This window comes from Bordetella genomosp. 7 (assembly GCF_002261415.1).
Classification (GTDB): domain Bacteria; phylum Pseudomonadota; class Gammaproteobacteria; order Burkholderiales; family Burkholderiaceae_B; genus Bordetella_A.
Window position 1 is genome coordinate 198868 of sequence record NZ_NEVI01000017.1, and the last position, 24897, is coordinate 223764.

At 65.7% G+C, this 24897-nt stretch carries 21 protein-coding genes; 11 read left to right on the plus strand and 10 right to left on the minus strand.

Annotated features, from left to right (window positions below):
* Window positions 1-2: 2 nt before the first annotated feature.
* The 3 genes from CAL18_RS12675 to CAL18_RS12685 form a co-directional block, all read right to left on the minus strand.
* On the minus strand, window positions 3-695 hold the full coding sequence (locus tag CAL18_RS12675) for an amino acid ABC transporter permease (protein WP_026640114.1): 693 nt from the start codon (window positions 693-695) through the stop codon (window positions 3-5).
* 15 nt (window positions 696-710) lie between these two features.
* Entirely contained in the window at window positions 711-1502 is a 792-nt protein-coding gene (locus CAL18_RS12680; protein WP_026640113.1) for an ABC transporter substrate-binding protein, read from the minus strand.
* Between the two features lie 109 nt (window positions 1503-1611).
* On the minus strand, window positions 1612-2361 hold the full coding sequence (locus CAL18_RS12685) for an amino acid ABC transporter ATP-binding protein (RefSeq protein ID WP_094796994.1): 750 nt from the start codon (window positions 2359-2361) through the stop codon (window positions 1612-1614).
* 130 nt (window positions 2362-2491) lie between these two features.
* On the opposite strand from CAL18_RS12685, the gene amaB reads away from it, so the two are divergent.
* The 7 genes from amaB (at window position 2492) to CAL18_RS12720 (ending at window position 10732) form a co-directional block, all read left to right on the plus strand.
* A complete protein-coding gene (amaB, locus tag CAL18_RS12690) occupies window positions 2492-3994 on the plus strand; it encodes an L-piperidine-6-carboxylate dehydrogenase (RefSeq protein ID WP_094796995.1) in 1503 nt (500 codons plus the stop codon).
* Window positions 3995-4559: 565 nt separating this feature from the next.
* Window positions 4560-5852: a phospholipase A gene (locus CAL18_RS12695; protein WP_249276312.1), complete on the plus strand. Its 1293-nt coding sequence runs from the start codon at window positions 4560-4562 to the stop codon at window positions 5850-5852.
* Window positions 5853-5872: 20 nt separating this feature from the next.
* On the plus strand, window positions 5873-6514 hold the full coding sequence (locus CAL18_RS12700) for a flavin reductase family protein (RefSeq protein ID WP_026640109.1): 642 nt from the start codon (window positions 5873-5875) through the stop codon (window positions 6512-6514).
* Window positions 6515-6541: 27 nt separating this feature from the next.
* A complete protein-coding gene (locus tag CAL18_RS12705; RefSeq protein WP_026640108.1) occupies window positions 6542-7453 on the plus strand; it encodes a LysR family transcriptional regulator in 912 nt (303 codons plus the stop codon).
* 141 nt (window positions 7454-7594) lie between these two features.
* Complete coding sequence (locus CAL18_RS12710; RefSeq protein ID WP_026640107.1) at window positions 7595-8533, plus strand: hydroxymethylglutaryl-CoA lyase; 939 nt, start codon at window positions 7595-7597, stop codon at window positions 8531-8533.
* 13 nt (window positions 8534-8546) lie between these two features.
* Complete coding sequence (locus tag CAL18_RS12715) at window positions 8547-9725, plus strand: CaiB/BaiF CoA transferase family protein (protein ID WP_026640106.1); 1179 nt, start codon at window positions 8547-8549, stop codon at window positions 9723-9725.
* 41 nt (window positions 9726-9766) lie between these two features.
* Window positions 9767-10732, plus strand: coding sequence for a Bug family tripartite tricarboxylate transporter substrate binding protein (locus CAL18_RS12720; RefSeq protein WP_026640105.1), 966 nt, complete (start codon window positions 9767-9769; stop codon window positions 10730-10732).
* A 79-nt stretch (window positions 10733-10811) separates the two neighbouring features.
* On the opposite strand, the gene CAL18_RS12725 is transcribed toward CAL18_RS12720, so the two are convergent.
* Both CAL18_RS12725 and CAL18_RS12730 read right to left on the minus strand, forming a co-directional pair.
* Window positions 10812-11819 (minus strand): ABC transporter substrate-binding protein, encoded by a 1008-nt coding sequence (locus CAL18_RS12725; RefSeq protein WP_081745723.1) that lies wholly within the window; start codon window positions 11817-11819, stop codon window positions 10812-10814.
* Between the two features lie 33 nt (window positions 11820-11852).
* Window positions 11853-13211, minus strand: a complete 1359-nt coding sequence (locus CAL18_RS12730; RefSeq protein WP_094818001.1) for an MmgE/PrpD family protein — start codon at window positions 13209-13211, stop codon at window positions 11853-11855.
* A gap of 286 nt (window positions 13212-13497) precedes the next feature.
* Here CAL18_RS12730 and CAL18_RS12735 point away from each other — a divergent pair, with 286 nt between their 5' ends.
* A complete protein-coding gene (locus CAL18_RS12735; RefSeq protein WP_026640103.1) occupies window positions 13498-14760 on the plus strand; it encodes an MFS transporter in 1263 nt (420 codons plus the stop codon).
* Between the two features lie 12 nt (window positions 14761-14772).
* Here CAL18_RS12735 and prpR read toward each other — a convergent pair whose 3' ends face one another.
* Window positions 14773-16692 (minus strand): propionate catabolism operon regulatory protein PrpR, encoded by a 1920-nt coding sequence (gene prpR / locus CAL18_RS12740; RefSeq protein WP_094818002.1) that lies wholly within the window; start codon window positions 16690-16692, stop codon window positions 14773-14775.
* 173 nt (window positions 16693-16865) lie between these two features.
* Between prpR and CAL18_RS12745 the strand changes: the two genes are divergently transcribed.
* The 3 genes from CAL18_RS12745 to CAL18_RS12755 are packed head-to-tail and all read left to right on the plus strand — an operon-like array spanning window position 16866 to window position 20075.
* The gene (locus CAL18_RS12745) at window positions 16866-18062 is read left to right on the plus strand and encodes a CaiB/BaiF CoA transferase family protein (RefSeq protein WP_094818003.1); all 1197 of its coding nucleotides are present in this window, start codon (window positions 16866-16868) and stop codon (window positions 18060-18062) included.
* An 8-nt stretch (window positions 18063-18070) separates the two neighbouring features.
* Window positions 18071-19009, plus strand: coding sequence for a hydroxymethylglutaryl-CoA lyase (locus tag CAL18_RS12750; protein WP_094797002.1), 939 nt, complete (start codon window positions 18071-18073; stop codon window positions 19007-19009).
* 52 nt (window positions 19010-19061) lie between these two features.
* Complete coding sequence (locus tag CAL18_RS12755) at window positions 19062-20075, plus strand: Bug family tripartite tricarboxylate transporter substrate binding protein (protein WP_094818004.1); 1014 nt, start codon at window positions 19062-19064, stop codon at window positions 20073-20075.
* Between the two features lie 25 nt (window positions 20076-20100).
* Here the strand turns inward: CAL18_RS12755 and CAL18_RS12760 are convergent, their stop codons facing one another.
* The 4 genes from CAL18_RS12760 to CAL18_RS12775 all read right to left on the minus strand — a co-directional run bounded on the left by CAL18_RS12760 (window position 20101) and on the right by CAL18_RS12775 (window position 24897).
* Window positions 20101-20751, minus strand: coding sequence for a VOC family protein (locus CAL18_RS12760; protein WP_026640098.1), 651 nt, complete (start codon window positions 20749-20751; stop codon window positions 20101-20103).
* A 336-nt stretch (window positions 20752-21087) separates the two neighbouring features.
* Window positions 21088-22485, minus strand: coding sequence for a dihydrolipoyl dehydrogenase (gene lpdA, locus CAL18_RS12765; RefSeq protein WP_094797004.1), 1398 nt, complete (start codon window positions 22483-22485; stop codon window positions 21088-21090).
* Window positions 22482-23852 carry a dihydrolipoamide acetyltransferase family protein gene (locus CAL18_RS12770; RefSeq protein WP_094818005.1) on the minus strand — a complete coding sequence of 457 codons (1371 nt, stop codon included), beginning with the start codon at window positions 23850-23852 and terminating at the stop codon, window positions 22482-22484. Before CAL18_RS12770 ends, lpdA begins: the two co-directional genes overlap by 4 nt.
* A 1-nt stretch (window position 23853) precedes the next feature.
* Window positions 23854-24897 carry an alpha-ketoacid dehydrogenase subunit beta gene (locus CAL18_RS12775; protein WP_094818006.1) on the minus strand — a complete coding sequence of 348 codons (1044 nt, stop codon included), beginning with the start codon at window positions 24895-24897 and terminating at the stop codon, window positions 23854-23856.

Sequence of the window (24897 nt, forward strand, 5' to 3'; positions counted from 1 at the left end):
GGCTACCTCGCATTCCAGGCGGGCCCGGCCAGCCACAGGCTGACCAGCCGCGACAGACCCAGCATGCAGGCGTAAATAAGCAGATAGCCCGCGGCGATGGTCAGGAAGCTTTCGTTGGGCACGATGCGCTCGCTGTTCATGAGCACGCCGGCGGCCACCAGTTCGAACACTGCTATCAACGACAACAGCGATGTGTCTTTGATGAGCACCGCGGTCTGGCCCAGTATGGGCGGCAGGATATTGGCGAATGCCTGGGGCAGCACCACGTATCGCAGCCGCTGGCGGAAGTCCATGCCCACGGCCAGGGCGCCTTCGACCTGGCCGCGCGGCACCGACTGTATGCCCACTCGCACGATCTCGCTCATGTAGGCGGCATGGTGCAGGGTGAGCGCCACGATGCCCAGGATCAGTTCGCTCCAGGCCTTGGCCGCGGGCACGAAGAACGGCAATGCGTAGTACACCAGGTAGATCTGGACCAGCAGCGGCGTGGCCCGGATGAACTGGATGTACGCAGCGGCCGGGCGCCATATCGTGCCGCGGCCGGCCATGCGCGCCAGCGCCAGCAGTACGCCCAGTATGACGGAGCACACCAGGCTTACCCCGGCGGCGATCAGCGTATTGGCCAGGCCGTCGCCGAACTGGTCCAGGTACTGGCCGACGATACGCCAGTTGTAGTAGTCGATCAGCCAGTTCATGGAATCAGGCCATTATCAATGGTCTTTTTTCCAGTCCGTGGAATACCAATACTTCACGGCTTCCGGCAGCGAACCGTCGGCCGTACGCAGCTCGCGCCAGTTGTCCAGCCAGAACTTCAGGCGGACCGAATCGGGCGCCACGGCAAACGACAGGGGTTCGCGCACCATGACGCCATCGAGCACTCGCAAGGTGCCGAAGTCGGCCACGAACTGGTTGGCCGTACTCAGCGCCATGATGCCGGCATCCAGGCGGCCGCTGGACAGGGCCTGCCCCACCGGCGCGCTGCCGCCGGAGAACTCTTTCAGGTTGGCCTCGGGCAGCAGTTTGCGCGCGACCTCGGCGTACGTGCTGGCGCCCAGCGCCCCCACGGTCACGTCGGCCTTGTTGAGATCGGTATAGCTTTTATAGGGCGAATCCTTGGGCACTACCGCAACGGTCTCGGCGTAGAACATCGGCATCGAGAACAGTATCTGCGCAGCGCGCTGCGGCGTGGGCGTCATGTCCGCGGCGATCATGTCGGCCTTGCCCGAAAGCAGCGCGGGAATCAGGCCCTTCCATTCGTAATCCTGCAACACCAGCTTCACGCCCAGGTCGTCGGCCATGCGGCGCGCCAGTTCAACCGCCAGCCCGGTGCGCTTGCCCGACTTGTCCATGAAGCTCATGAGCGGGCCCGAGGTTTGTACGGCAACGCGGAATTCGCCGCGCTTGAGTATGTCGGCCAGGGCGTCCGCGCGGGCGGCCGATGTGACGCAGGCAGCCGTCACGGCCAGTGTGGCAATGCCCAGCCATTGTTTGATTTTCTGCATGTCGAGTACCCTCTTAACGATGTGAAGCCATCCAGGCCGAGCGGCGCCGGACGGTACTACCCGTACCACTACAACAACTGCAGGCCGCGCAACACAGCGGTGCGCGGCATTACAAAATCTTGTCCAGGAACGCCTGTGTGCGCGCGTGGCTGGGATTCCGGAACAGAACGTCGGGGCTGCCTTCTTCGATGATGCGTCCGCCATCCATGAACAGGGCTCGATCGGCAACGTCTCGTGCAAACCCCATTTCGTGGGTCACCACTGCCATGGTCATGCCATCATGGGCAAGCTGGCGCATCAGATCCAGAATGCCGCCCACGGTTTCGGGGTCGAGCGCCGACGTGGCTTCGTCAAACAACATCAGCTTCGGATCCATGGCCAAGGCGCGCGCGATGGCCACGCGCTGCTGCTGGCCGCCCGAAAGCTGGCTGGGATAGCGCTGCGCGAAATCTTCCATGCCCACCCGCTGCAACAGCTCGCGCGCATAGCGCACGGCCTCGGCCCGGCTGCGCTTGCGCACGACACATTGCGGCAACGCGACGTTGTCCAGGGCCGTACGATGCTGGAACAGGTTGAAGTGCTGGAACACCATGCCCACTTCGGTGCGCCACCGGTTCAGGTTGGTGCCGGGCGCACGAATGGAAACGCCATCGATGCGGATATCGCCCGTGTCAATGGCTTCCAGACCATTCAACGTGCGCAGCAGCGTGCTCTTGCCCGAGCCGGACGGCCCCACGATCACCAGTACGTCGCCGCGCTCGATGCGGCAATGCACATCAACCAGCGCCGCATGCGGAGCCGCACCTTCGCGATGAAAGGTCTTGTGCACACCTTGAACGACAACCAGCGGCTCGGGCATGGCTCAGACTCGAAAGATTTCGCATTTGGCGTTAGAGTTTCGTATAGTAAATTTTTCCGCAGGAATTCCATCTAGGCTTTTCCCTAACGCCTGCGTGACGTGCCCGCTGTCCGCCCCAAGGAGAGTATCGATGACGACCCCCCAAGACATTCTGCGCGCACTCGGCCTGGATGAGGCCGCTTTGCAAGGCGGCACATTGGCCGCACACAGCCCCATCGATGGGGCTAGGCTTGCGATGGTGGCCGAGCACAGTGCGGCGCAGGCACATGCGGCCATTACGCGGGCGCGCCAGGCCAGCCTGGCGTGGCGCCTGGTTCCGGCGCCGCGGCGCGGAGAACTCGTGCGGCTGTTTGGCGAAACGCTGCGCAGGCACAAGCAGGCGCTGGGCCGCCTGGTGTCGCTCGAAGCGGGCAAGATCCTTGCCGAGGGCGAAGGCGAAGTCCAGGAAATGATCGACATCTGCGACTTCGCCGTAGGCCTGTCGCGCCAGTTGTACGGGCTTACCATCGCATCGGAACGGCCGGGCCACCGCATGATGGAAACCTGGCATCCGCTGGGCGTGGTGGGCGTCATCAGCGCCTTTAACTTTCCCGTGGCGGTGTGGTCATGGAACGCCGCGCTGGCGCTGGTATGCGGCAATGCGGTGGTCTGGAAGCCTTCCGAAAAATCGCCCCTGACTGCGCTGGCCTGCCAGGCGCTGTTTGCGCAGGCGGCACAGCAATTCGGCGACACCCCGGCAGGCCTGCTGGAAGTCCTGATAGGCGGGCGCGCCATAGGCGAGGCGCTGGTGGACTCGCATGAGGTCGCGCTGGTGTCGGCGACGGGCTCGACGCGCATGGGCCGCCAAGTGGGGCCGCGCGTGGCGCAGCGCTTCGGGCGCGTGCTGCTGGAACTGGGCGGCAACAATGCGATCATCGTGGCGCCCAGCGCCGACCTGGACATGGCCGCGCGCGCCATCGTCTTCGGCGCCATCGGCACGGCGGGGCAACGCTGCACCACCACGCGCCGGCTGATCGTGCACGAACGCATCGCCGACGATCTGATAGCGCGCCTGCGCAACGCGTACGCCAGCGCCCGCATCGGCAATCCGCTGGATGCCGGCACGTTGGTCGGGCCGCTGATCGACCAGGCCGCCTACGATGCCATGCAACAGGCCCTGCAGGCCGCGCGCGAGCAAGGCGGCACGGTAACGGGCGGCGAGCGCGTGTTGCAGGATATCTATCCCGACGCCTGGTATGTGCGTCCGGCCATTGTCGAAATGCCCGACCAGACGGACGTGGTGCGGCACGAAACCTTCGCGCCGGTGCTGTATGTAATGCGCTATACCGATTTCGCCCAGGCCATCGCCATGCAGAACGCCGTGCCGCAAGGGTTGTCGTCGGCGGTCTTTACCAACGACCTGCGCGAGGCAGAAACCTTTCTGTCGGCCGCAGGGTCGGATTGCGGCATTGCCAATGTGAACATCGGCACATCCGGCGCGGAAATCGGCGGCGCTTTTGGCGGTGAAAAAGAAACCGGCGGCGGCCGCGAGTCGGGGTCGGATGCGTGGAAGAACTACATGCGCCGGGCCACCAACACAATCAACTACTCGCGCGAACTGCCGCTGGCGCAGGGGATCAAGTTCGGGGAATAAAGGCGCGCCACGCGATGGTGTCTGACACCCTTCGGGAGTCAGACACATCCTTGCCTATTGGCGTCTGACTCCCGAAGGGTGTTAGACACATCCTTGCCTATTGGCGTCTGACTCCCGAAGGGTGTCAGACACCAACCGTCCACCACACCCTCAGGCCCCCCGCTACCCCACCCCCGCCAGGTGTCTGACTCCCGAAGGGTGTCAGACACCAACCGCCCTCCACACACCCAGCCCCCCGCCACCCACATCCCGCCAGGTGTCTGACTCCCGAAGGGTGTCAGACACCAACCGTCCGCCACACACCCAGCCCCCCCGCCACCCACATCCCGCCAGGTGTCTGACTCCCGAAGGGTGTCAGACACCAACCGCCCTCCACACACCCAGGCCCCCGCCACCCACCCCCGCCAGGTGTCTGACTCCCGAAGGGTGTCAGACACCAACAAGCCCGGTCCGCCCTTGATTCCCCTGTCACTTGCAGCGCGGTCCGACACCTTCTTACATGCGGTTGCAGTCCGGGCCCGTGTCGGTGCTACATTGCCTCGGTCGTATTTCTAGCAATCCCGATATGTTCTTGTACCGAACCTACCTGAGCGCGTTTGCGCGGCCCGCGCTGGCGGCCGCGCTGCTGGCCGCCGGGGCGCCGGCGGTGGCCGGGGTCACCTACCAGCTCGGGCGCCCGAGCGCCGCACCGGGCGAAACCGTCCAGATCCAGGCCGTGTTCTTCAACGACGGCGACGCGGTCGCACGCTGGGAGCCCGCCGATCAACTGGTTGTACAGTGGCGCGGCGCCGATGGCGCCATCATCCGCAGCCTGGCTACGCTGGCCGACGGCGGGGCGCCGTTGAGCATACCGGTGAACAACTTCGCACGCGTCGCGTGGAGCACGGTGGTGCCCTACCAGGCCAGCGGCCTGCAGGCGCTGGCCATCGAAGGCGAGCCCACCATGATGGCGCTGGACGTCACCGGCCGGGAAACCGGCACGCTGGCCAGTGTGCCCGCCGAAGGCCCGGTCATCGACCCGCAGACCGGCGAGCCCGTGCCGGTGGCGGCAGTTACCGCGGCGGGCGCGCAGCCCGACGTGGGCCCCGCCCCCACCGACGCAGCCCAGGCCGAGCACCGGGCCCAGCCTACGGCATTCGACCATTTCCGCAGTGCGCTTTCCGAATACCAGCCCATGTACTTTGCCGTCGGCACACGCGGGCGGACCACGGCGCGCTTTCAGATCAGCGCCAAATACCGCCTGTTCACGCCTACTGGCGGGCGGCCGGCCACCTTCGGCGAAAACTTCTACCTAGGCTACACGCAGACGTCGCTGTGGGATCTGCAGGGCGACTCGATGCCGTTTGTCGACACCACCTTCAACCCCAGCGTATTCTGGCTGTCCGACAAACTGTGGACATCGTCCGGACAGAACTGGCGACTGGGGCTCAATACCGGCGTCGAGCATATGTCCAACGGCAAAAGCGGTGATGAATCCCGGTCGCTCAACGACGCCTATGTCGCGCCCGCGCTGCATTACCGTTTCGATAGCGGCAGCACGCTGACCTTCTCGCCCAAGATAAAAGCGTACTTCGATGTCGAAGACGAAAACCCCGACTATTCCGACTACGCCGGCCATGTAGACTGGCAATTGCGCTGGGCCCAGGACAACGGCGCGGTGGTGTCAGCCCTGTACCGGCAGGGCGCCAGCAGCCGCCGCACGACCCAGCTGGATTTCGCCTGGCCCTTGCGGCGCACCTGGCTCAACATGAACGGCTACCTGCATCTGCAATACTTCAACGGCTACGGCGAAACCCTGTTGGGCTATAACCGGCGCAACGAATCCCAGTTCCGCGTGGGCCTTTCGATAGTGCCCTGACCTTACACGACCAACCAGCCATGTACTTCGACTTCGCGGCGCTCGACGGGCGCAACACCTATAAATTGATGACTGCCACCATCGTGCCGCGCCCGATAGCGTGGGTGGTCAGCCAGGACGAACAGGGGCGCAACAATGCCGCGCCGTTTTCTTTTTTTGGCGCGATGTCCGGCGAGCCGCCGGTCGTGTGCCTGGGCGTGGGCTCGCGTACCGAGGGCCCTAAAGATACCGGCGCGAACCTGCGCACAGGCGCCGGCTTTGTCATCAACATGGTGTCGGCCGAGCTGCTGCAGCGCATGAACGTGACGGCGATCGATTTCGCCCCCGGCGTCGACGAAATGCAGGCCGCCGGCCTGACCGTGGCGCCATCCCGCAAAGTGGCGCCGCCCCGCATTGCCGAAAGCCCGGTGGCCATGGAATGCCAGGTGCGCCAGGTCATCGACGTGGCAGAGCATCGCCACATCATCGTGGCCGACGTGCTGGCCATTCATGTGCATGACGAGGCGGTGCTGGATGTCGAGCGCTGCTACATCGATACACCTCGCCTGAATCTGGTGGGGCGCATGCACGGCCGCGGCTGGTACGCCATCCAGGACAACCTGCTGGAATTGCCCCGGCTGACCGAAGCCCAATGGCGGGCCGACGCGCCGCAGGGCAGCTGATCGCCTGCACCCGCCACCCGCACGCCCATGGCCGTCCGCCTCGACCTGTACAGCCTGCAATTGTTCCTGGCCGTACTTGAAGAAGGCAGCATTGCTGCGGCCGCCGAGCGCGAGCACATTGCCGCCTCGGCGCTGAGCAAACGCCTGGCCGAACTGGAACGCATGCTGGACGTCGCGCTGTTCCAGCGCCATGCCCGCGGGGTGCAACCCACTCTGGCGGCGCAAGCCCTGGCCCGACGCGCGCGGGCCCTGTTGCACCAGACCGAAGAACTGGCCGAAGAAATCCGGGATTTTTCCACCGGCGTGCGCGGCCATGTGCGCATCGCGGCCAACCTGTCGGCCATCACCCAGTTCATCCCTGCCGAACTGCGCCAGTTCTTGCTGCGGCATCCCAATGTGCGCATCGACCTCGAAGAGCGGGTCAGCCAGGCCGTGACACGCGCCGTGCTCGACAATGCCGCGGACATTGGCGTCTATACGCAGTCGGACAACGAACAGGGGCTGGATATCCTGCCCTACCACCGCGACGTGATGGTGGTCGTGACCAGCGCATCGCACCCGCTCGCCGGGCGCGACAAGGTGCGCTTTGCCGACACCCTGGACTACGACCATGTGGGCATGCATCGGGGCAGCGCGGCCAACTACCTGCACATGCGCGAGGCCGCGGCCCTGAACCGCAGCTTGCGGCTGCGCTTCCAGGTCACGTCGTACGATGCGCTGATCTCGATGGTGCGCGCCGATCTCGGGCTGGGCATCGTGCCCGCGCGCGCGCTGGAAAGCTACACCATGCAGGGCCTGCGCACCATCGCGCTGGCCGATGCCTGGGCGCACCGGCAGCTCAAGCTGTGTGTGCGCAGCAACACGGAATTGTCCGGCGCCACGCGCCTGCTGCTGGAACACCTGGCTGCCTGCGCCGCCGGGGTCGCCTGGCGGGCCTGACAGCCGCCCCGTGCGCCGCGTCCCGCCAGCCATCGCCGATCGCGATGGCTGCTCGAATATTCGCGAATTGTCGCCGGCCGCGCAATTGCGCAAGATTAGGCCACCCGCCGGGCCGCCGGCCCGCCCAGCCAGGAGACAAGCGTGAGTTTTCCGGACCATGTAGACGTGGTCGAAGTAGGCCTGCGCGATGGGTTGCAGGCCGAACCCGAGTTCGTACCCACTTCGGTGAAAGTGCAGTTGCTGAATCACCTGATCGATGCAGGGGTGCGGCATTTTGAAGCAACGTCGTTCGTGTCGCCGCGTGCCGTGCCGCAACTGCGTGATGCGGCCGAGCTGCTCGATCAGGCCGGCGGCCGGCCGGGCGTAAGGCTGGGCGCACTGGCGCCGAACCGGCGCGGGGTCGAACGGGCCCTGGACTCCAAAGCCGACGAAGTGATTGTTTTTCTGTCGGCCAGCGAGACTCACAACCTCAAGAACCTGAACCGCCCCGTCGAACAATCGCTGCGCGACGTCGAAGACATCGCCGACCTGCTGCAGGGGCAGCCCATCGGCCGCAAGGGCGCCATCGCCGTGGCTTTTGGCTGTCCGTTCGAGGGAGACATAGACACGGGTGCATTGAAGGCCATCGTCGCGCAATTCCACCGCCTGAAATTCGACAGCGTCACCCTGGGCGACACGACCGGCATGGCAACCCCGCGGCTGGTGCGCAAGACAGTGGACGCGCTGCGCTCGGAGTTTCCCGACATGCCGCTTGCCCTGCACTTTCACAATACCCGCGGCATCGGATTGGTCAACGTGATGGAAGGCCTGCACGCGGGCATCACCACGTATGAATCGTCGCTCGGCGGGCTGGGCGGCTGCCCCTTTGCCCCCGGCGCCACCGGCAACATCTGCACCGAGGACCTGGTGTACCTGCTGCACGAACTCGGCATCCACACCGGCATCGAGCTTGCCGCCCTGATCGGCGTGGCCCGGGAAATGCAGGAAGTCATGGGCCGGCCCCTGCCGGGGCAAGTCATGAAGGCGGGCCCGCGCCTTGCCCTGCACGACGTCGGCGGCACTGCCGTCGCCGTAGGCTAGGAGAGCCCGCAACATGCCATTGACCGGTATCCGCGTGCTGGACCTGACGCGCATTATCTCGGGCCCGTACTGCACCATGATTCTGGCGGACCTGGGCGCCGAGGTCATCAAGATCGAAGCTCCGGGCGAAGGCGATCCCGTGCGTCACCAGGGCGTCGTGCGCGACGGGCTCAGCTGGTATTTTGCGAATTACAACCGCAACAAGAAATCCGTCACGCTCGACCTGTATACCGCCCAGGGCAAAGAGGTGCTGGCCGACCTGATCGCCAGCAGCCACGTCCTGGTCGATAACTACCGACCGGGCGTGCTGCAGAAAATGGGGTTCGGCGATGAACGCCTGAAAGCGCTGCGCCCCGACCTGGTTCGTTGCAGCATCACCGGCTTCGGACCCAGCGGCCCGTACCGCGACCGGCCCGCCTTTGACTTCATCGCGCAGGCCATGAGCGGCTTCATGAGCCTGAACGGCGGCGAAGACGACCCTCCCATGCGCGTGGGCCCGCCCATCAGCGACCTGGTGGCCGGGGTGAACGCCGCGTTGGGCGTGGTGGCGTCCTTGCTGAGACGCGAACGCACCGGGCAAGGAGACACGCTGGACGTCAGCCTGCTGGGCAGCATGGTGGGGTTGTTGAGTTTTCACGCCTCTAATTTCTTTGCCAGCGGATCGGTGCCATCGCGCACGGGCAACGACCATGGGCTTGTTGCGCCTTATGGGTTGTTTGCAACCGCAGACGGGCAGGTGGCGATTGCACCCAGCAACGACGCGATGTACCAGAAGTTCATCGACGCGCTGGGCTTGCCCATGCTGCGCGAACACCCGGACTTCGAAACCAACGCAAAGCGCATGCGGAACCGACCCGCCTTGAAGGCCCTGATCGAAGAGCGCACCCGCCAGCACGACAGCGCATACTGGATCACCCGGCTCAATCAATATGGCGTTCCGTGCGGCCCGGTGCTGAGCCTGAAAGAAGTATTTGAAGATCCGCATGTGCAGTCGCAGCAGTTGGCCATGGATGTGCCCCACGGGGCGCACGGTCCGGTACGCATGCTGGATCTTCCCATCCGTTTCGAGCAGGCGTGCCGCGGTTCGCCGCGCGCCGCACCCGCGCTGGGCGCCGACACAGAAGAAGTACTGAAGCAATTGGGCAAGACCGTGCCCGACATAGAAGCGCTGCGGTCGCAGGGCGTGATCTGATTCACCCCTGCCCGCAGCGCCACAACAATGGAGACAACACCATGCGATTTCGCTTTCTCGTAGCGGCGTGCGCGCTGGCCGCGACCCTTCCCGGGCCCGCCCGGGCCGACTATCCCGACCAGCCCATTCGCCTGATCGTGCCATTTACGCCGGGCGGCGGCACCGACTTCCTGTCCCGCACGGTGGCGACCAAGCTGGGCGAGTCGGAACAATGGACGGTGGTGGCCGAGAACCGTCCGGGCGCGGGCGGCACGATCGGCATCTCGGCCGCCGCCCGGGCCAACCCCGACGGCTATGAGATCGTGATGGGCCAGGTGGACAATCTGGCGGTCGCGCCCTCGATGTACCGCAAACTGTCGTATGACCCGCTGAAAGACTTCGCCCCCATAGGCATCGTCGGCGAAGCGCCGCTGGTGATCGTGGCGCGCAAAGATGGCCCCTACCAGTCGCTGAAGGCCTTGCTCGATGCCGCGCAGGGCAAGCCCGAAGCCATCAACTACGGGTCGCCGGGCGCGGGCACCATCACGCATCTGGCGGCAGAGCTGCTGCAGCAGCAGGCGGGCATCAAGCTCGTGCACGTTCCCTACAAAGGGTCGGGCCCGGCCATGGCGGACCTGCTGGGTGGGCAGGTTCCCGTGATTTTCACGTCGATTCCGTCGGCAGCCCCCCAGATCAAGGCGGGCAACGCCATCCCCCTGGCGGTGACCTCGGCCAAGCGCAGTCCGGCCATGCCCGATGTGCCTACCGTGGCCGAACTCGGCTATCCCGACTTTGATGTGCGTGTCTGGTACGGCCTGTTGGCTCCCGCCAAGACACCCGCGTCTGTCATCACCACGCTTAACGGCGCGCTGAACAAGGTGCTGGCGACCTCCAGCATGCAGGAAGCGCTGGCGGCCCAGGGCGCGCAGGCGATGCCCACGACCCCGGACGCGTTCAAGGCAACCATTGAGAAAGACTACAAGAAATGGAAGCCCGTGATCGAGAACGCAAATCTGCAGCTGAACTGAAAACGGCACCCAAAGCCGCCGCGGCCACGCCGCTGCGGCGGCTTGCCGGAACGGCCGCCCCGCCGGCCCAGGGGATCACCTAGTTGCCCGCGGCGATATCCCCGTAGTCGAAGAACAGGTCGCGGATATCGGCCGGCCGGTGCTTCAACGAGCCGATCTCGTTCATGAAGTTCGCGTACTTCATTACGTTTTCGGGGGTAGTCGTGTACTTGGTGGCCGGATCGTCCAGAATGGCCACCATGTCATCCACGCTGAAAGTCTTGCCGCCGCCCATCGATTCGATCAGCACTTCGGCAGCGGCCCGCTTGTCGGCCTTGATCATTTCTTGCGCCTGTTTCAGCGCTGCCACGAACGCGGCGTACACCTTCGGGTTCTCGCTGGCGAAGCGTGTCGTGGTGGACACCATGGTAAACGTCGTGGACCCGCCCATCACATCGTCCGAATTCATGATGGTGCGTATGCCTTCGTTGCGCAGTTCCACCTGGGCCAGCGGCGCCGAGGCGTAGTGTGCGTTGATGCTGCCGCTACCCGAGATGAGCGCGGCCGCCGCATCGGCATGCCCCATCGTCACCGTGTAGGGATCAAAGCGGAACGCCTGGTCTTTGCCGTACTTCTGCACGGCGTACATCTGCATGATGATCGACGGAATCGACGACTTCACCGACGTGACGGCGATCTTGTCGCCCGGCTTCAGGTCATCGATGGACTTGAGATGGGCGGCGCGGGTGTTCAGGTACATGGGCATGGAACTCATCGCCGCCACGCCCTTGACGTCGGTGCTGCCTTTGGTGCGATCCCACAGAATCAGGAACGATGGCGGACCGGCCGATACAAAATGCGCCGAGCCCGACAACAACGCATCTATCATGGCGGCCGGGCCGCCCAGCCTTGCCCAGTCGACCGTGACCTTGATGCCCGCCTTCTCCGCCTGCTGCTCTATCAGTTTGTGCTTTTGCATCATATGCAGCGGCAAAAACCCGAAGCCGCCCGCGCCCAACGGAATGCGCAACTCGCTGACTTCTGCGCGCGCGGCAAGCGGACAGGCCGCCGCCACGGCCAATAACAGTATGGCTGTGATAGCTCTCATGGTTTTCTCCTTGGAGGTGGCGCTGCACGGGCGCTAGGCCGGACCGGGAACTGCCAGGTCCACCAGCCGGCGTACGTCGGCCTGGCGATCCAGCTGCCAGCAAGCCGCGATCAGGGCGTCGACCTGCGCCGCCGGCAACATGGTGGCCTGATCCCGGAATTTCTCTTCGAGCTGCGCGTCGCTCAAGGGGCGACGAAGATTTCCCAGCGCATGCTCCAGCGCCAGGCTGTGCGATTTGCCATCGCGCATCCGGACTTCAACATGCACGCTGTCTTCGGCTATGGACGCATCCGCTTCGGCGACGACGCACTCGCGCACCTGCCGGACCAGCGGATCGTTTACGGCTTCGTCGGTGAACTCTGCCAGGCCTGCCTTGCCGCGCGCCAGGCCGATGGCCGCAGCATGATAGACAGAGAACTTCCCTTGCAGACCTTTGCTGATGTCGCGCTGGTCGCACAGATCGCGAACCAGCGGCGCCACGCGCAAACGCACTGCGGCGACATGGCGCGCGTCGATCTGGTGCGAGCGGCGCAACTGGATGCAGGCGTCTATGGTGGGATGGATGACAATGCCGCACGGAAACGGCTTGTAGGTGTTCTGGTGAAAGTGATACTGGCGCCCCAGACCATCGCTGATGACGCGCAGGTCATAGGCGGCGGACTCGACTGCGGCGAACCCCCGGGGCCCTTCCAGCGCGTGCTCGCCCGCGGTAAAGCCGCGCTGCGCCAGCAACGCCGCAGTATAGCCGCCCTGGGCGGCGCGCCCCGGATGGAACGATTTCGCCATCGAACCGAACATCTCGCGCAGGCCCGCCGACTGGGTGGCGGCCAGCCCTATCGCCCATACCATCTGGCGTTCATCAAGGCGCAACAGTTTACCGATGGCCACCGCTGCCCCGAACACCCCCACCGATCCGGTGCTGTGCCACCCCGCCTGGTAATGCGCGGGGTACGTGGCGTCGCCAATGCGGGTAACGACTTCATACCCGAGCGCATAGGCAAGCAGCAGATCCGCCCCCGTGACCGGGTTCATGCTCGCATACGAGAACAGCGCCGACGCCACCGGCGAAGTGGGATGGATATAGTTGCTGGGCGTCGTGTCGTCGTAGTCGTGGACGTGCGAACTGATTCCGTTGAGCAGCGCGGCCAGCAGGGGATCGGTTTGCCCGGCGCGGCCCAGCACCCGGGCAGTGGGCGGGCCGGCGTACGGCGCGAGCGCTTCCCATGTGATGGCCATGGCGCGATGGCCGCTGCCGCCCAGCGCACAGCCCATATAGTTCAACAGCGCGCGCCGCGCTTCGTGCAGGGCGTCGGCCGGAATGTCATCGAGCCTTGCGGCGACCACATAGTCGGCCACTTGCCGCGTCAGGTCGCGGGTGTCGGTATAGCCCATGGCGGTTTGTCTCCGGGTCCGGCCGGTCTGGCGCCGGCCGTTCTAGCAAGGGCGGCAGATCGCCCATGCTGCCGATCATAAGGATCTGGCCGTCAATGTGTCAATATGATTGTATGATGATTAGATGAATTTCTGCCCGGCCGGCTTGCCTGCGGCGGCCTTCGCGGCATCGGCGGCGCGGCGAGTTGTTCGCCTAACGGACAAGCGCGAGCACGGCCCACCGAAATCATCGACAATCTGGCCTGCACACAGGCCACATGGTGGCCAATACCATCCGGAGACAACGTTGGGCGCGGTAAGAACAAGCTGGTATTTTGGTTGGAACATTGTGGCCGCGGCCACGCTGCTGACGCTGCTGACTGTAGGCATGCGCATGGGGGTGGGGCCCTTGTTCCTGCCCATGGCCGAAGACCTGGGGTTCACCCGCAGCCTGCTGTCGGCGATCGTGGCCATCGGCATGCTTTGCTATGGCCTTGCCATGCCCGTGGCCGGCATGCTGGTGGCGCGCCACGGCACCCGGTTCGTGTTGCTGCTGGGCACGGCCATCGTCGTGGCATCTACGTTCTGGACAGTCAATGCAAGCGGGCCGGTCAGCTTCTTCCTGGCTTTTGGCGTGCTGCTGTCGGTAGGCCTGGGCTTTACCAGTCCGGTTGCCCTGACGCCGGTGCTTACCCGCTGGTTCACGCGGCGGCGGGGCATGGCGCTGTTCTTCCTGTCCACCGGGTCCATGGCGGGCATCGCCGTCATGACGCCGGCCCTGGCCTATGCAGTTCAGGCCACCGACTGGCGCACGACCCTCGTGGGCTTTGCCGGGGTCTTTACGGTATTGGTCGTGCCGGTGGCCCTGTTTGTAATGCGCGACCAGGCGCCGGCCAACACCGACCTGACGCCCGAGCAGATCGCCGCCCGCCCCACCCCGCGCCGCGGCGATCCCGTGCCCGAAAGCCTGAGTTTTCGCGCCGCGACGCGTACGGCGCCCTTCTGGAAAATCACCCTGGGGCTGTTTGCCTGCGGCTACAGCATGAACCTGCTGGGCACTCATGGCATGCCCATGCTCATGGACCACGGCTTTGACGCCACCACCAGTTCGCTGGGCATCGGCATGATCGGGCTGGTGGCGATCTTCAGCACGCTGGTGCTCGGGCGCCTGTCGGACGTGCTGCCGCGCCGCAAGATCCTCGCCGCCATCTACCTGATCCGAGGCCTGGGTTTTTTTGCCCTGCTGGTCGTGGGCACGCACTGGGAACTGTACATGGCCGCCGCCATCGGGGGCATCGTATGGGCGGGCAGCATCGCCGTTTCGTCGGCCATCCTGGCCGATATCTACGGCGTTCGCCTGGTGGGCGTGCTGTATGGCTGCGCGTATCTGGGCCACCAGGTCGGCGGCATGATCAGCTCGTGGCTGGGAGGCTGGGGGTACGAAACATTCGGAACCCACTGGGTGGCCTTCAGCAGCGCGGGCCTGCTGCTGATGCTGGCCGCATGGATTTCGATGCGCCTGCCGTCCCAGGGTTTCACCCTGATGGCGCCTGCCCGCATGGCGCATTGATGCGCGCGGGGTTCAGCCTTGCGGTGAATTCACCCATCGCCACAAGGTGGCGCGGCTGATCCCCAGCTCGCTTGCCGCCGCCTGGCGGCTGCCGCCGCACCGCCGCAGCGCCTGCAAGGCCAGATCCCGCCGCGACATCGGGTGGCCATCGCGGCCATCGGCGGCCGCGTACAGTTCGGGGCAATCGTGGCGCAGGGCGTCATGGTCCAGGTCGGCGGCGTCGGGGTATTGCATCAGAAACACCGCGATGCGCTCGCACATGTTTTCGAGTTCGCGCACATTGCCGGGCCAGGCATAGCGCCGCAGCCGCGGCACCCAGGGCGCGATAAGCCCGGCCGCGTCGCGCGGCTCGCCCAGGCGGCCAAGGCAGCGCTCTACCAGTACCTCCGCCAGGCGCGCAATGTCGTCGCGGCGATCGCGCAGGGCAGGCACCTCGAGCCGCAGCGTATTGATGCGGTAATACAGGTCCTGGCGGAACTGGCGCCGCGCCACCATGTCGTGCAGGGGCTGGTGGGTCGCCGCGATGATGCGTACGTCCACCGGTATGGCTGCCGTCGCCCCCAGGCGGGTCACCTCGCGTTCCTGCAGCACCCTCAGCAGGCGGCTTTGCAGCGGCAGGGGCATGTCGCCGACCTCGTCCAGAAAAAGGGTTCCGGTGTGAGCGGCCTCGAACAGGCCCGGCTTGCCGCCGCGGCGCGAGCCGGTAAAAGCGCCCTCTTCGTAGCCGAACAACTCGCTTTCCAGCAGCGATTCGGGAAACGCCGCACAGTTGACCGCCACGAACGGCCGGTCGGCGCGCCGGCTTTCGTTATGGATAGCCTGCGCGAACAGTTCCTTGCCCACGCCGCTTTCGCCGCTGACCAGCACGGTCAGGTCGGTTTGCGCGTAGCGGCGCGCGGTCTCGATGGCGCGCAGAAAGCGGGGGCTCTGGCCGATGAGTTCGTGGAACCGGTACTTGGCGATGTTCTGCCTGCGGCGCTGCTGCACCCGCAGGCTGGTGTCCGCTTCGTGGATGCGTCCCGCGTCGTACAGCGTCAATGCCGCGCCCACCACCGCGCCGCGTTCGCGTATGGGGCTGCGGTTGGCCACCCAGTCGCGGCCGCCCAGCCTGAGCAGGCGCGCGCTTTCACCCTGGCCGGTTTCAAGCGTGGCGCGCAGGGTCAGGCCCCGGCCCAGCTGCTCCAGCGGCTGGCCCAGCATTGCGCCGTTGTCCAGGTCGAGCAGCCGCTGCATCGAAGGGTTGACCGCAATGATGCGATGGTCGCGGTCTACCGCAAGCACGGCGTCCTGCAAGCTGTGCAGCACGCCGTTGAGTTGTTCGTATCGCCCGGCTTCCAGCCGCGCCACGCGCGCCAGTTCCAGCGCGTCTTCGAACCCTTTTCGCACGCTGGCCAGCGAATATGCCAGCAGGCCATGCAGGCCGGCCTGTTCGGCCAGCTCGACCACCAGGCTGGACCCGACGATCACCTGGAAGTCGTCGCGCCGCAGTTGCTCGAAGCGCTGTCGCGCGTCGTCGGGCGTCTGGTAAGCATGCTGGGCGATCTCGATGTTGAGCAGGTCTTTCACGGCGTCAAGCTCGGGAATGGTGCGCCCATACATCACGACGCCCACGCGGTCCGCAATGCGCCGCGCCTTGATCAGCGCCTGCAGAATATCGAAACCGCCCAGCTGTATGGTGGCCACGGGCGCCTGCAGGCCGGCGCGCAGGATGCTGGCGTTCGAGCCCGCGCTGACAAAAGCATCGGCCAGCCCGCGGCGTATCCGGTCCTGTGCTATGGCCAGCGCGCCGCCGAACGTGCCGTCCACCACTTCGATATGGGCACGGCCCGTGTATTCGGCCACAACAGGCATGGCGAGCTCGCGTATCTGCTTGTAGCTCAGGAAGCACAGGCGCGGCAGGTCGGTACGGACTGCGAACTCGGTATAGGGCATGGGCGCTGTATCAATGAAACATACATGTGTTTCATCAATGTCTCATGAAACACGTGTTATGACCAGAACCAGAAAAAATTCCGCCAAATCAATATCTTAAAGAGCGCCGTGAATTGGCACGAACCTTGCTTTGACCAGGCATCCACCCGCCACGCAACACGCAGGAGATCGATTTGGCGCTTGAACACATCACCGTACTGGACCTGACCCACATGCTGTCGGGCCCCTACGGCACCATGCTGCTTGCCGACCTGGGCGCGCGTACCATCAAGGTCGAGCCGCCCGGCCACGGAGAAGGCACGCGCCGGCTGCTGGAAAGCGATCCCGACTATTCCCGCGACGGCATGGGCGCGTACTACCTGACGCTGAACCGGAACAAGCACAGCGTGTGCATCGACCTGAAAAGCGAGGCGGGCCTGGCCGTGTTCAAAGACCTGGTACGCAGCGCCGACGTGGTTTTCGACAATTTCAGTGTGGGCGTCACCCAGCGTCTCGGCATCGATTACGCATCGCTGAGCGCGATCAACCAGCGCATCATCACCTGCTCGGTAACCGGGTTCGGCAGCACCGGGCCCGATACGCAGCGTCCCGCGTTCGACCAGGTGGTGCAGGCGATGGGAGGCGGCATGTCCATCACGGGCACACCCGAGCAAGGCCCCACCCGCAGCGGCATACCGATAGGCGACCTGGGTGGCGGCTTGTTCGGCGCCATCGGCGTGCTGGCCGCCATCGCCGAGCGCGAGCGCACCGGGCGCGGCCAGCATGTGGATGTGTCGATGCTGGACGCGCAGATCTCGTTGCTGAACTACATGGCCACCATGCACCTGATGTCCGGCATCGTGCCCGCCGGCATAGGCAACGGCCACTTCGTGCACGTGCCATACAACAGCTACCCGACCGCGGATGGCCACATCATCGTGGCATGCATCGGCGATGCCTTCTGGCAGCGGTTCCTGGACTGCATCGACCTTCCCGCCCTGCGCAAGCCCGAATACGACAGGCAACCCGGACGCTATGCGGCCAAGGCCGAGATCGACGCCATTGTCAGCGCGGAACTGCGCACGCGGCCCACCGCCTACTGGCTGGAAAAACTGTCTGCGGCGCGCATCCCGTGCGGCCCGGTCAATAATTTTCAGCAAGCGCTGGCCGACACGCAGGTGCGCGCGCGCGGCATGGTAGTGGATGTGACATTGAAATCGGGCACGACGATCCAGATGCCCGGCAACCCGGTGAAGTTGTCTGCCGCCGCACAGGAATCGTTTGCCGCGCCCCCGCAACTGGGCGAACACACCGATACCGTGTTGGGCGCGCTGCCCGGCTATGGCCGCGAACGGCTTGCGGCGTTGCGCGCGGCCGGCGCCATCGAATAAGGCCAGGTATGAGCATGAATCCGGATACGCTGATCATTACCGATGTCGCGCCGCGCGACGGTTTGCAGAACCAGCAGGTGGCCGTGCCCACCGAGGCCAAGCTCGAACTGATCCGGCTGCTGCATGCCGCCGGCGTGGCCAGCGTGGAAGCCACCAGTTTCGTCTCGCCCAAGGCGGTTCCCCAGATGGCCGATGCGGCCGAACTCATGGAGCATGTGCATCGCGAGTTGCCCGGGCTGCGCGCATCCGCCCTGGTGCCGAACCTGAAGGGGCTGCAGCGCGCCCAAGCCGCAGGCGTGCGCGAGGTGGCGGTGGTGCTTTCCGCCACCGAAACCATGAACCTGAAGAACATCAACATGGGGCTCGCGCAGGCTACCGAAGTGTGTGAAGAAACCCTGCTGGCGGCACGCAAGATGGGATTGCGCACGCGTGCCTACGTCGCCGTCGCTTTCGACTGCCCGTTCGAAGGCCCCACCGCGCCGGACACCGTATTGCGCCTTGCGGCCGCCATGCACCGGGCCGGCGCCGACGAAATCGTGATCGCCGACACCATCGGCTCGGCTGCGCCCGGCAGGGTCAAGACGCATTTCGAGGCCTTGCGGCAGGCGGTGCCGGTGGATCAGCTTGCCGCGCATTTCCACGACACACGCGGCCTGGCGGCCGCCAATGCATGGGCCGCGATCGAGGCCGGCGTGCGGCGCCTGGACGCCAGCGTCGGCGGCATAGGCGGCTGCCCGTTCGCGCCGGGCGCTGCCGGCAACGCCGCCACCGAAGATCTGGTCCTGATGGCCGAAGGCAGCGGCCTGGCCACACAAATTTCATTGCCCGGCCTGCTGCAGGCGGTAGCCTATGCCGAAGCAAGACTGGGCATGAACCTTGGCGGACGCAGCATCAAATGGCTGCGCCGCCGGTACGCCGGCCCCGAAGCCGCGCCGGCGCGGACATAAGCCGCACACGATTCGCGACTTGCTCAAACGACAACAACCAGGAGACTCCCTTATGCAAGCTACCCGCCTTTTTCACCGCCGCGCCATTCTGCGGGGCGCACTGGCGCCCCTGTGCGCCCTGCTGACCGTGGGCGCACCGGCAGCGCATGCGACGGAAACTGCGCAACAGTATCCGTCGCGCGCCATACGCCTGATCGTGCCGTTCGCGCCCGGCGGCGTGACCGATACCGGCGCGCGCCTGGTGGCCGACAAGCTGGGCCAGCGTCTGGGGCAGCAAGTCATCGTGGACAACAAGCCGGGCGCCTCGGGCAACATCGGCACCCAGATGGCGGCGCAGGCTACACCCGACGGATATACCCTGGTGGTGGGCTTTGACGGCACGCTGGTCATCAACCCGCACGTACACCGCAATATCCCCTTCGATACGCTCAAAGACCTGGCCCCGGTCAGCAAAATCGGCGATGCCGCCCTGATCATCGTGGCCAACCCCTCGCTTCCGGCCAACAACCTGCAAGAGTTGATCGCGTACTCTAAATCGCAGTCCAACGGCGTGTCGTATGGCAGCGCGGGCGTCGGCAGTACGCCGCACCTTGCCGGCGAGCTCCTGCGCCAGCGCACGGGAGCCAAGCTGGTGCACATCCCGTACAAGGGCGGCGGCCAGGCCATGGCCGACGTGGTAGGAGGCTCGCTTCCGCTGTTGTATACGGCCGTGGCCGGCGCGTATCCTTATGTCGAGCGCAAGCAGATCAAGGCCATCGCCGTCAGCACCGATAAACGCCTTGCGTCTTTGCCGGATGTTCCTACTGTGCAGGAATCCGGCGTGCCGGACTTTATCGCCAACTCGTGGATCGGCATCCTTGCGCCGGCCGGAACTCCTGATGACATCGTGGCCAAGCTGCAAGGCGAAATCCGTGCGGTCGTGAATGCGCCCGATATCCGGGAGCGGCTGGCCGGACTGGGCATCACCGCATCGGGCAATACGCCCGCCGAGTTCCGCAAGCAGATCGCCAGCGACCTGGCCATGTACGAGGACATCGTCAAGAAAGCGCAGATCCGCGCCGATTGACGCCAGCGCCGCCGCAGGCCGGGCGTCACGCCACGCCGGCCAGCGGCAGCGAGCGCGGGCCATGGGGGGTCTGGATGTCTGCGGACAGCCGCAGCGCCTGGCCTGCCGGCAGGCCATGCACGCAGACCGGGCCGTCAAAGGCCAGCGCATCCAGCAGCCGACGCACCCGTGAGGGTTCGGGATGATAGACATCGAGCCGCCGCAATGTGCACCCCAGGTCATCGAGCATGCTGGCCGGATGCGGCGCGCTATCCCATTGGATCAGCGCCGGGGCAGCGCCGCCTTCAGGCAGCGCGCCGTCAACCGGAATGGTGATGCGCCAGGCCAGCGCGCCGCGCGTCATCGGTTCGATCTCGCCCGGCACCGCGCCGCAGGCGGCTCGGGCGGCAACGATATCGTCGGTGCGGGCCACCCAGGCAGCCAGCCGCGGCGCAGTATCCGGGCCGATGGTATCCAGGGCGAACCACCGCGCGCGCCCCGGAGGCTGGGCGTCGGGGTCGGGCGCGATGACTTCCAGGTAGACGTTCTCGCCCAGCCGCATCAAGAGATTGTGCGTGCCCATGCGAGGATGCGCGCCGCCCGGCTGCGGACGCACGCCCAATGCGCGCTCGACATAATCCGCCCCGCTTGCCAGGTCGGGCGCAACGACAGCAATGTGATCCAGGAACGTTTTCATGGCAATACCCGATGATCCCGCCCGCGACGCGTCAGTCCGCGAACGATACTTGAGATGATGGCCGTGCGACTAGCGACTATCTGCAAATCTTTGCGGTCGGTGTCTGACACCACGGTGTCAGACACCCCAAGGCGCCGCACACGATACCCCAGCACGGCTCGCGGTCGGTGTCTGACACCTCGGTGTCAGACACCCTTGGTGCCGCACAAGATACCCCTGCACAGCTCGCGATCGTTGTCTGACACCGCGGTGTCAGACACCCCCAGGCTCAACATCCCCGGCTCCTCCGCAGGAAGTCCCCGAGGACACGGCCGGTGTCAGTCCGCCGGCTACCGGTCAGATGTGCAGCGCCTGCCCCAGCGCCCGCAGAGCGGCTTCCTGCACGGCTTCGCCCAGTGTGGGGTGGGCGTGGATCGTGCCGGCTACGTCTTCCAGGCGTGCGCTCATTTCCAATGACTGGCCGAACGCGGCGGCCAGTTCGGATACGCCGCGCCCTACCGCCTGCCAGCCGACAATCAGGTGATTGTCGCGCCGGGCCACCACGCGCACGAAGCCATCGGTGCTTTCCAATGTCATGGCGCGGCCGTTGGCAGCGAACGGAAAGATTGCGCTGGTGCAGTCCAGGCCTGCCTGCTGCGCCTGCGACGGCGCGAGGCCCGCGGTCACGATCTCGGGGTCGGTAAAACACACCGCCGGAATCGCGGCGGGGGCGAATCGCCGGCGTTGGCCCGCCACCAATTCGGCCACCATTTCGCCCTGCGCCATTGCGCGATGCGCAAGCATGGGCTCGCCAGCAATGTCGCCTATCGCCCAGACGTTGCGCATCGATGTGCGGCACTGGTCGTCGATGCGCAACGCATTGCCGGCGCGATCCAATTGCAGGTTTTCGAGCCCCCAGCCCTGGGTGCGGGGACGACGCCCGATAGCCAGCAGAACCTGGTCGGCGGGCAAGGCGGTTTCGGCGCCCGTTGCGTCCTGCACGCGCACCGCGTCGCCCGCCGCGTTCAGGCCCATTACCTTGCGGCCCAGGCACAACTCGATGCCCATGCGTTCAAGCGCGCCGGCCACCGGTTTGGTGAGCTCGGCATCGTAGGTGGGCAGGATGCGGTCCTGCGCTTCGACCACCGTGACCTGCGCACCGAGCTTGCGATACACCGTGCCCAGTTCAAGCCCGATGTAGCCGGCGCCCACCACGACAAGGCGGCGCGGGATGGAAGCAGGCGACAGCGCCTCGGTGGACGAGATCACCTTGTCGCCGAATGGCATGGACGGCAGCGGCATGGGTTCCGATCCGGCCGCCAGCAACAAGTGCTCGCACTGGATGCGCACCGGCCCTTCGCCGGTGTCGACCTCGACCGTCTTGCCATCGAGCACGCGCGCCCAGCCGCGCACCAGTTGCACACCGCTCTTCTTGAGCAGGGCCTGCACGCCGCCCGTCAATCGCCGCACGATACCGTCCTTCCAGGCCACCGTACGGGCAATATCAATGGCGGGCGCCTGCACGGTAATGCCCAGCGGCGAATCTTGCGCGTATTCGCGGGCGCGCTCGAATTCCTGTGCGGCGTGAATCAACGCCTTGGACGGTATGCAGCCGATGTTCAGGCAAGTGCCGCCCGGATGCAGGCCTTCGACCAGGGTAACCGGCACGCCGAGCTGCCCCGCGCGGATGGCCGCCACATAGCCGCCCGGCCCGCCGCCGATAATCAACAATGTCGTACTGCGGGTGTCGCTCATGGCGCCTCCACGAAGAGCAATGCCGGATGCTCCAGCAGTTCGCGCACAGCCTGAATGAACTGCGCAGCGTCCATGCCGTCTACCACGCGGTGATCGAACGACGACGACAGGTTCATCAATTTGCGAGCCACGACGACCCCCTGGCGCAATGCGGGCCGCTCGACAATGCGGTTCACGCCCACAATGCCCACTTCGGGGTGGTTGATGACCGGCGTGCTGACGATGCCGCCCAGCGGCCCCAGGCTGCTGATGGTGATGGTGGACCCGCTCAACTCGTCGCGTTCGGCCTTGCCGCTGCGCACCGCCTGCGCCAGGCGGGTGATTTCCGCGCCGATGGACCAGATGTCGCGTGCTTCCGCATGCCGCAGCACGGGCACGATCAACCCCGCATCGGTCTGAGTGGCTACACCCAGGTGCACTGCGCCATAGCGCGTGACGACGCCGGCCTCATCGTCGTAGCGCGCATTGATCTGCGGAAAATCCCGCAAGGCGATCACCATCGCGCGCGCGAGCAGCGGCAGCAGTGTCAGCTTGCCGCGCGTATCCGCATACTTACGGTTGAGCTGCACGCGCAGGTCTTCCAGGTCGGTAACGTCGCATTCCTCGACATAACTGAAATGAGGAATGCGGCGCTTGGATTCCTGCATTTTCTGGGCGATCTTGCGCCGCAGCCCCACCACCGGCACCTGTTGCTCGTCGCGGCGTTCACGGTAGCCGGGCGCGGCCTGCCGGATGACGGCGCCCTGCCCTTGCAGATATGCGTCCAGGTCTTCGTGCAGGATGCGGCCTGCCGGCCCGGTGCCGTGCACAAAGCGCAATTCCACACCCAGGTCCCAGGCGCGCTTGCGCACGGCGGGCGAGGCCAGGGGCCGCTCGCCTTGCTGCCGTGCGGGCGCCGGGGCCGCCGCGCGAGCGCCTGTGCCGGGCATTGCCGCCCCCTGCGCCGACGGTGCGCCGGCTTCGATGTCCTGGGCAAGCTGGCCCGCAATGCCCCCTGGCTTGGATGCGGTGTCGATGCCCGGCGGGGTTACGGGTTGCGCGGCAGGCGCCCGGGTCGGCGCAGGCACGTCGTCGCGCGCCGGCGCTGGCGCCGGCGGCGCGTCGTCGGGCCGGGCGTTGCCGGCGCCTTCGATTTCCAGCCGGATCAGCTCGCTGCCCACGGCCATGACATCGCCGACGCTGCCGCCCAGCGCCACCACTTTGCCCACGACGGGCGATGGAATCTCGACGGTTGCCTTATCGGTCATGACGTCGGCCAGCGGCTGGTCTTCGGCTACCGTATCGCCCACCTGCACGTGCCAGCCCACCAGTTCGACTTCGGCGATCCCTTCGCCGATGTCGGGCATCTTGATGATATGGATTCCCATGTCATGCCTCCATCACGCGTTGGAACGCCGCGCCCACACGGGCCGGCCCCGGGAAGTAAGCCCATTCTTGCGCGTGCGGATAGGGGGTATCCCATCCCGTCACACGCTCGATGGGCGCCTCCAGGTGATGGAAGCAGTGCTCTTGCACCAGCGCGATCAGTTCGGCCCCGAAGCCGCAGGTGCGGGTGGCCTCGTGCACCACCACGCAACGTCCGGTCTTGCGCACCGAATTCACGATGGTGTCCAGGTCCAGCGGCCACAGGCTGCGCAGGTCGATGATCTCGGCATCCAGCCCGGTCCCCTCGGCCGCCGCCATGGACACATATACCGTCGTGCCGTAGGTCAGCACGGTCAAGGCCTGCCCCGGGCGCACAATGCTGGCCGATTCCAGCGGTACGGTGTAATACCCGGTGGGAACCTGGCTGGCGGGATGCTTGCTCCAGGGCGTCACCGGCCTGTCGTGGTGCCCGTCGAAGGGGCCGTTGTAAAGACGCTTGGGCTCAAGGAAGATGACCGGGTCGTCGTTTTCGATCGCGGCAATCAGCAACCCCTTGGCATCGTACGGATTAGACGGCAGCACCGTGCGCAGCCCGCACACCTGCGTGAACATGGCTTCGGGGCTCTGGCTGTGCGTCTGCCCGCCATAGATGCCGCCGCCGCAAGGCATGCGGATGGTAAGCGGCGCAATGAACTCGCCGGCCGACCGATAGCGCAGCCGCGCCGCCTCGGACACGATCTGGTCCGAGGCCGGATAGAAATAGTCTGCGAACTGGATCTCGCACACGGGCCGCAGCCCGTAGGCGCCCATGCCCACCGCCACACCCACGATGCCGCCTTCCGAAATGGGCGTGTCGAATACCCGCGACTGGCCGTACTTGGCCTGCAGACCCTCGGTGCAGCGGAACACGCCGCCGAAGTAGCCCACGTCCTGGCCGAACACGACGACGTTGCTGTCGCGCTCCAGCATGACGTCCATGGCCGAGCGCAACGCCTGGATCATGGTCATCGACACCGAGTCCTGACCATTGTGTTGATTGTCAGCCAT